This is a genomic window from Chloroflexus sp. MS-G, assembly GCF_000735195.1.
In the GTDB taxonomy this organism is placed as follows: Bacteria; Chloroflexota; Chloroflexia; order Chloroflexales; family Chloroflexaceae; genus Chloroflexus.
The window spans coordinates 19362-27104 of the sequence record NZ_JPIM01000065.1 but is presented as its reverse complement, the minus strand read 5'-3'; the positions used below and the strand labels follow the sequence as shown (position 1 = coordinate 27104).

Annotated in this window: 5 protein-coding genes; 4 read left to right on the top strand and 1 reads right to left on the bottom strand. The window is 51.6% G+C overall.

All coding sequences use genetic code 11. The features are described from left to right. Positions 1–214: 214 nt before the first annotated feature. The gene (locus JE47_RS0112660) at positions 215–2452 is read left to right on the top strand and encodes an ATP-dependent helicase (RefSeq protein ID WP_031460118.1); all 2238 of its coding nucleotides are present in this window, start codon (positions 215–217) and stop codon (positions 2450–2452) included. Here the strand turns inward: JE47_RS0112660 and JE47_RS0112655 are convergent. Next, the gene (locus JE47_RS0112655) at positions 2439–3344 is read right to left on the bottom strand and encodes a LysR family transcriptional regulator (protein WP_031460117.1); all 906 of its coding nucleotides are present in this window, start codon (positions 3342–3344) and stop codon (positions 2439–2441) included. The two genes, JE47_RS0112660 and JE47_RS0112655, sit on opposite strands and share 14 nt — an antisense overlap. Positions 3345–3662: 318 nt before the next feature. Between JE47_RS0112655 and JE47_RS0112645 the strand changes: the two genes are divergently transcribed. From JE47_RS0112645 to JE47_RS0112635, 3 genes are read left to right on the top strand one after another with little or no spacing between them, the layout of a single operon-like run. After that, positions 3663–4724 (top strand): sensor histidine kinase, encoded by a 1062-nt coding sequence (locus tag JE47_RS0112645; RefSeq protein ID WP_031460116.1) that lies wholly within the window; start codon positions 3663–3665, stop codon positions 4722–4724. 27 nt (positions 4725–4751) lie between these two features. Beyond that, positions 4752–5933, top strand: a complete 1182-nt coding sequence (locus tag JE47_RS0112640) for a glycosyltransferase 87 family protein (RefSeq protein WP_031460115.1) — start codon at positions 4752–4754, stop codon at positions 5931–5933. Positions 5934–5954: 21 nt separating this feature from the next. Next, positions 5955–7466: a hypothetical protein gene (locus JE47_RS0112635; RefSeq protein WP_031460114.1), complete on the top strand. Its 1512-nt coding sequence runs from the start codon at positions 5955–5957 to the stop codon at positions 7464–7466. Positions 7467–7743 lie beyond the last annotated feature (277 nt).

Below are 7743 nucleotides of genomic sequence, written 5' to 3'. Positions count from 1 at the left end.
CCCCCCCTTCCTCGCCTCGTGTGGAAGAGGAAGGGGGGGCCAGGGGGGAAGGTGAGGGCGGCCAGTTGCTCGCCACCGTCCCCCGAACTATTCTGGAGATGCTAGTGACAACAGTGAAAAGCCTGAAACCGAGCCAGACCTACTCGGGAGCAGAGGGAGAATATGCTATACTGTCATAAGAATTGAACAAAACCTGCACGAGCAACTACTGTCAATGACCGCTGACCTGCTGACGAATCTCAACCCACAACAACAACGCGCCGTTACGACCGTGACGGGACCGGTGTTGGTGTTGGCCGGGCCGGGGAGCGGCAAAACGCGAGTACTGACGCATCGGATCGCCTATCTGATCACTGAGATCGGCATTGATCCGCTCCGGATTCTGGCAGTAACCTTCACCAATAAGGCCGCGCGTGAGATGCGTGAACGGCTGGCTATGCTCGTGGGTGAAGCGGTAAACGATTTGACCGTTGGCACCTTCCACGCCATTTGTGCCCGCTGGCTGCGTCGTGATATTGTGCATTTGGGTCGCGAACGCGATTTTGTGATCTACGATAGTGATGACCAGGAGCGGCTGATGAAGCGGGTACTGCGTGAACTGAATGTGAACGAGAAGCAGTACCCACCGCGTGCGATCTTGAGTGCGATCTCGCACGCGAAGAATGAGTTGATCGATCCTCAGACCTTTGCCCGCTCGATCCGCAGCTATTTCGACGAGATGGTGGCTCGCTGCTATGCTCGTTATCAGGAGCTGCTCGTCGAGAGCAATGCACTCGACTTTGATGATCTGCTCGTTGAAACGGTGCGCTTATTCCTCAAGCACCCCAATGTGCTCGATTACTATCATCAGCGTTTCCACTTCTTGCTGGTGGATGAGTATCAAGATACGAATCGCGCTCAGTACCTACTTGTACGGGCATTGGCAGAACGCCATCGGAACCTCTTCGTCGTCGGTGACGAGGCGCAAAGTATTTATGCCTGGCGTGGCGCCGATATTCGCAACATCTTACAGTTCGAGCAGGATTATCCAGAAGCAACCGTTATCGCACTCGAACAAAACTACCGCAGCACCCAAGCCATTCTCGATGCTGCACAAGCGCTCATTAATGCCAGCCCATTGCAGAAATATCCCAAACGGCTCTGGACGACCAACGGGAAGGGCGAAGCCGTAACGTTGTACGAGGCAAGAGACGATCAAGATGAGGCGCAATTTGTGGTGAATGAGATTCTCCACCTCATCGCCCAGGGTATCGCCCGTCCCGGTGATTGTGCGATTATGTACCGTACTAACGCTCAGTCACGTCTGATCGAAGAGACGTTGGTTGCAGCGCATGTGCCCTATCAGGTCGTTGGCGGGGTTCGCTTCTACGAACGCAAAGAGATCAAGGACGTTCTCGCCTATCTGCGCCTGGTAGCCAATCCGTATGATAGCGTAAGCCTGCAACGCATTATCAACTGGCCAGGACGAGGCATCGGCGAACGGACAGTCAACGAGTTGATTGTCTGGGCACGTCAGATGGGCGTGCCGCTCTATCAAGCATTACGTGAACTGGTGGAAAACGATACCATTGCGCATCCGTTTGGAAGCCGGGCCTGCACTGCGCTGAGAGAGTTCTACACGCTTATTAACGACCTGCACCGGCTCCATACTATGATGTCCCTTGGCGATCTGATCGATCTGCTGCTGAGCCGTCTGGAAGTCCTGGCAACCCTCAGACGCGAATACGAAGATGAAGAGGCCGCCGATCGCTGGCAGAACGTCCAGGAGTTGCGCAATGCAGCACTGGCCTATATGAATATGCCGCTTGAGAATCAATTGAATGCGTTTCTGGAAGACGTTGCGCTGATCGCCGATGTTGATAACTTGAATCGGAACAACGAGGTGGTGACCTGTATTACATTGCACCAGGCAAAAGGGTTAGAGTTTCCCCACGTCTTCCTGGTGGGAATTGAAGAAGGTCTGATCCCCCATAGCCGGGCAACGAATGATCGCAACTCCATCGAAGAAGAACGTCGTCTGCTCTACGTCGGAATGACGCGCGCCCAACAGCGATTATACCTCTGCTACACAACGCAGCGTGCTCTGTACGGGCGTGTCACCACCAGTGTGCGCTCGCGGTTTCTTGCCGACATCCCTGCTCCCCTTGTTAAACAGATTCGCTATCGTGGGTATCGGGCTACACCGGCACCGCAGACCACCATGTTCAGCAATCGTTCATTCACGCAACGCAAGGACACCCAACGGAACTCACGGCAAAATACCCCTCTGCCAACACCGATGAAGGCAGCATTCTTCCCCGGTCAGCACGTGCGTCACCCGACCTTTGGCGAGGGGATCGTGGTGAGCAGCCGTCTGATTGAAGGCGACGAAGAAGTAACTGTTCGTTTCTCAGATCGCGAACGGCGCTTACTGGCCAGTTTTGCCCGTCTGGAAGCACTTACGGACGAATAAACGCTTCTATCGGGCGCTGACTCACTTCATTGACCAAAAACTCACGCAGCGCACGGGCCGCCGGTGAAGCCGTTCGATCGCGGCGCCAGACTAGACCGAGCGAACGGGTCAGGGTTTGATCGCGTACACTCAGGCTGACCACACCACTGAAACCAGATACCGCCAGCGCCGGTACCAGAGCGATGCCCAGACCGGCGGCAACGAAGCGAACCAGCGTCTCGGTCTCGCCACCTTCCAATACCGTCTGTGGCGTAAAGCCAGCCTCACGACAGGCTTTTAACGTTGCCTCACGCAACTCATAATTCGCCGGTGACAAAATCCAACGTTCGTTACGTAGTTCGCTCATCGAGACGTCACTTCGTTTCGCCAGCGGATGTAGGGGACCGACGATTAACACCAACGGTTCGTTCAGTAACGGCGCCACCGCCAGTTGCTCATCTTCGACCGGCAACGCCAACACAGCCAGATCGGTCAAGCCTGACTCCAGCAGATCGAGGAGAGATTGAATACCGGCTTCGTGCAAACGTAACGTAATTCCCGGATACCGCTGGTGAAAAACTGTCAACAACGGTGGAAGCAGATGTGCTCCTACCGTCGGTGGTGCACCGATTGACACGCGCCCGGCTTTCAGACCAACTCGTTCTGCCATTGCCGCTCGCGCCTCTTCAACCTGCGCCAACACCGCACGCGCATAGGGCAACAGCGCCTCACCGGCCTCGGTCAGCCGCAGACTACGCCCCACGCGATCGAATAAAGCAATACCTAGCTCGCGTTCAAGCTGACTGATCTGCTTGCTTAGTGCCGGCTGCGCAATGTGTAATTCAGCAGCAGCACGAGTGACGTGAGAATGACGGGCGACAGCTTCAAAATAGCGTAGATGACGAAGTTCCATACCTGTAACCTTCTATCTGGCGCGATACTCTGCATGGTATGATACCAAATCCTGATCGTTATATGCGTTAGAAGCTGACAATTGACGTAGAGATACGGAATCGCACAAGATATGGATGATAGATCGATAACTGCACGATGCGGGCGAGCGGCTCGTGCGCCATCGCTGCATCCTGATGTACGGGCGCAGCAGCGCTACGCCCCGATTGCTGCACCCTATTTCGGATAGGCTCTCAACCCTGCGTTGCATCCTGCCGCCGAACCGTCTATAATCTGAACAGCAGCGATACAAGGCATACTGGCAACTCAGGAGAAAGCCGTGTCAGGCGAAGCATTACACCAGCGGATCACCGCCACCATTCAATCATACCGCGAAGAGATTGAACGTACCCGCCGCGAAATCAACGAGGTCGAGTCGTTGCTACGCCAGAATATGGCTGAGGTTGATCGGCTGGCAATGCGCGAAACTGCCATTGCCAATCGGGTACGCGACCTCGATGTAAACCTGGAACGCTACGAAAAGACCGACATCAAGACCTTCTACACGACGTTTATCGAACTTCAGATGCGCTTGCAAACGATGCGCGCACAAGTCGAACAATTGCAGAATCGTCGCGAAGCCCTACGCAACCGGCAGAATCTGCTCAGCGATGTCGTTGAACTGCTCGAACAGGCCGCAGGCGAATTAGAGCGTAGCGCAAAAGTAGCCGATTTGCCATTCGATCCACAGACCATGATCGCCAACATCATCCAATCGCAAGAGAGCGAACGACTGCGTATTTCGCTTCAGATGCACGACGGCCCGGCTCAGGCGATGAGCAATCTGGTCTTACGGGCCGAAATCTGCCAGCGACTGCTTGATCGCGACCTGGATCAGGCCCGAGCCGAACTGGTTGCCCTCAAAAACGCTGTAAACAATACCCTTCAGGAGACACGCAAATTCATCTTTGATCTCCGTCCGATGACCCTCGATGATCTTGGATTGGTACCGACTCTGCGCCGGTACGTGGCTCAGGTTTCAGAAAAACACAAAATTGATATTAACTTGATGGTGCAAAACCTCGATCAGCGCCTCCCTAGTCACTACGAAGTCACCATTTTCCGGTTCATTCAAGAAGCGATCAACAACATCGTGCGGCATTCTGGCGCCACGCAGGCGCGGGTTATGCTTGAGCAGAGTGACAACACCCTACAAATTTTGATTGAAGATAACGGCAGCGGCTTTGCGGTCAAAGAAGCGATTGCCAGTTCGGGAACGCGCAAGAACATGGGACTAGCAAATATGCGCCAGCAGATCGAGGTCTTGTTACAGGGCGAATTTGGGATTGAGAGCACCATTGGGCGTGGAACACGGGTCGCGGCGACGATTCCGGTGCCGTGAGAAAGGAATAAGACAAGAATCTTTCCAATGAACAGAAGAATAACATCCTCAGCCAACATCATTCTAGGGATCGTTGTACTCATCCTTGCTATCGCGGCACTGGCGCTTATTCCATTGCCTATTCCAATCGTGACAGATTTCTGGATGTTGTACAACACCGCGTATGGACTTGTACGAGGGGTTTACATCTACGATTACACGGCTCAGTCATCAATAGCATATCAAGTTTTCGGTGATTTACTACAGGATATTACCCTACCGTATTATGTATACCCACCCTGGTTTGTCTACAGTTTCTTCTTCCTAGGACTCTTTCCCCCCGATTATGCTGCCCGATTCTGGTTTTGGTGTAACATAGCTATTATTGGAACAGCACTATATTTTATCACAAATAGTTGGAGCTTTAAATCAAAAGTATACGCTATCCTTTTCACACTATCTTGGTCGAGTATTTGGATGCTTCTCATCGTGGGTCAGTTTATTGCTCCCCTTATGCTAGGAATAGCCCTTATCATGTTTGCGATTACTCACAGTCAAATTTCACTTCTTGTTGTAGGTATGTTCCTTCTCACGTATAAACCACATCTTGGTGGATTTATCTTTTTATTTGTTGTGGGATGGTTACTTTTCAAGCGCTATTATAAACCGCTAAAGGTCATAATATTTACTCATATCAGTATAGGTATAATTTGTCTCATTATAAATCCACTTTGGTTATCAGACTACATACGAACGCTGATTGGATTTCGTGAGCAAACGACATTCACTACCTGTGACGACTGCTCGAGTGGTGCAACATTGCTCGTATCAGCTATGACCGGCAAAGCTGATACCGCAACCGCGCTATATGTTGGGATAGGAATAGCACTTGTTGGCAGCTTCATCTGGTGGCTTATCTTCCAATCGCGTCTTGATACAACAATTGAAGTAACAGTATACTGGTCATCAGTTCTTGCACTGCTGTCAATTCCTTACGTTAATAACTACGATTACGCTATGCTGTTACTTCCCTTTCTCTGGCTCACGAACACGGCGAAACATACCGTAACCAAGATTTTTCTCACGATATCACTTGTCGTGCCTTGGATTGGCGTCGTACTCGGCGACCGACCCATAGTAGCAGTTTTGCTGGCATCAAGTGCATGTTCGATGGCATTCGCCCTACTGTTTGAGGTATATTTGAATCGGCTCAAAGCTCATTCCATGTAACACTGCATAATGGAAACTCGTATGAAGGAATTACCAGATATTCACCAATTCCGCTGGACACGCTGGCACGTTGGGATTGTTGCTTGTGTATTTGCTGTTGTTTTTATCATTAGCTTACGTTCTTACACCGATCCCGACCTCTGGGGGCATTTGCGGTTTGGCCTCGATGCCATTGAGCAGCGCCGTATTGTACAGGTTGATCCATACTCGTACCTCACTGAAGGATACCGATGGATCAATCACGAATGGTTGATGGAAGTCCTGATGGGAATGGCCTGGCTGATCGGGCGCGATACGGGGCTGATCTTGCTGCGGGTTATTGTCACATGGCTTACCCTTGGTCTCGTATTCTGGCGATTGGTTCATTCAGTAAAACTGCCATTCATACCGGCCCTGCTCGTCTGGTTATGTGTTGTCCTGACGACCATCTGGTTTAGTCTTGTTGTTCGTCCACAAGTGTTCACGTTTCTCTTCTTTACCTGTACCCTGATCATCATTGATGAAGCCGAACGGGGCAGGTATCGGCTGCTCTGGCTGATGCCGGTTATCGTCGCGCTCTGGGTGAATCTACACGGCGGATTCCTCGCCGGATGTGGCGTGTTAGGGGTATGGACGATTGTCCATTTGTTCTTTAACCCGCAACAGTGGCGAAGTGTGGCGCCACCGGTTGCAGTAACTGCTCTGGCTACGCTTGTTAATCCGTATGGCTATGAATTGTTACACTTTCTGCTTGAAACTGCGACCGGCGACCGGCCAGAGATTGCCGACTGGCAGCCGCTACCTATTCGCAGTCCATTGGGATTGATATATCTGGCCGTGATGAGCCTTGCCATTTGGGCAGGATACGTATCACCATTACCCCGTAACATCGTTTTGATGGGATTGTTTGGGCTGGTCGGGATGATGCCGTTGGTTGCTATCCGTCATCTCCCGCTGATGGGGATCGCCTTTGCCATCTTCATTGCACCACACGTTGGCGCAGCGTGGCAGGCATCGATCGGCCGGCAAAGCCGTGATGTACCAATCCCACGCTGGCTGCAACCACTGCCATTGGTTGGATCAGGATTAATCCTGCTCTTCGGCATGGGAATGAATCAATGGAGCTTTATCAGTGCGACCAGTGTCCCGTACAATGCAACAACCTTACTTCGGGAGAGTGGATTTCGCGGTCGGCTCATGTGTGATTTTGGTTGGGGTCAGTATCTGATCTGGCACCTTGGCCCACAGGTACAGGTGGGAATGGATGGACGACGAGAAACGGTGTATCCACCGGACATATATGAAGAGTATGTTGACTTTCACTTCGGTGTGGGCAACTGGGATGCCATTCTGCGCCGTCAGCAACCCGATGCTGTGTTAGTAGGCAGAGGATCGGCGCCTGCTAATCTCCTGGCATTACATTCAGCCTGGCGACAGGTATTTGCTGATGATGAAAGCGTCCTGTTCATCAGGATCGACTCGACAGCCGCGATGGTGATTGATCAAACGGCGCGTTCGTTTGTTCCATCAGAAGTTGGATCCGTATTTCCATAGTGTTTCTCGATGTCTATCATTCCGAACATACAACACACAGCGCACGCCGGTGACAATCTGGCATCTCCTTTGCCTCGCATTTCGGAAGGTATCACGATACCGAAGGGGTGAATGGGGAACTCACCTTTCAGATATATATTGTGACATGTTCATTCAGCTTGACAATCTTATTCATTTGTGAAATAATTTCCTTTGACAGAATGTAGTAATCTCTCAGCTAACCGACTAAAACATAAAAAATTTTTCATCCACACATAGTACAAAGGTACGTTTAAGG

What these genes read in the sequence shown, in the direction of transcription:
- JE47_RS0112635 (WP_031460114.1), top strand. Translation starts at nt 5,955, where the DNA reads ATGAAGGAATTACCAGATATTCACCAATTCCGCTGGACACGCTGGCAC.
- JE47_RS0112660 (WP_031460118.1), top strand. Translation starts at nt 215, where the DNA reads ATGACCGCTGACCTGCTGACGAATCTCAACCCACAACAACAACGCGCC.
- JE47_RS0112640 (WP_031460115.1), top strand. Translation starts at nt 4,752, where the DNA reads ATGAACAGAAGAATAACATCCTCAGCCAACATCATTCTAGGGATCGTT.
- JE47_RS0112655 (WP_031460117.1), bottom strand. Translation starts at nt 3,344, where the DNA reads ATGGAACTTCGTCATCTACGCTATTTTGAAGCTGTCGCCCGTCATTCT.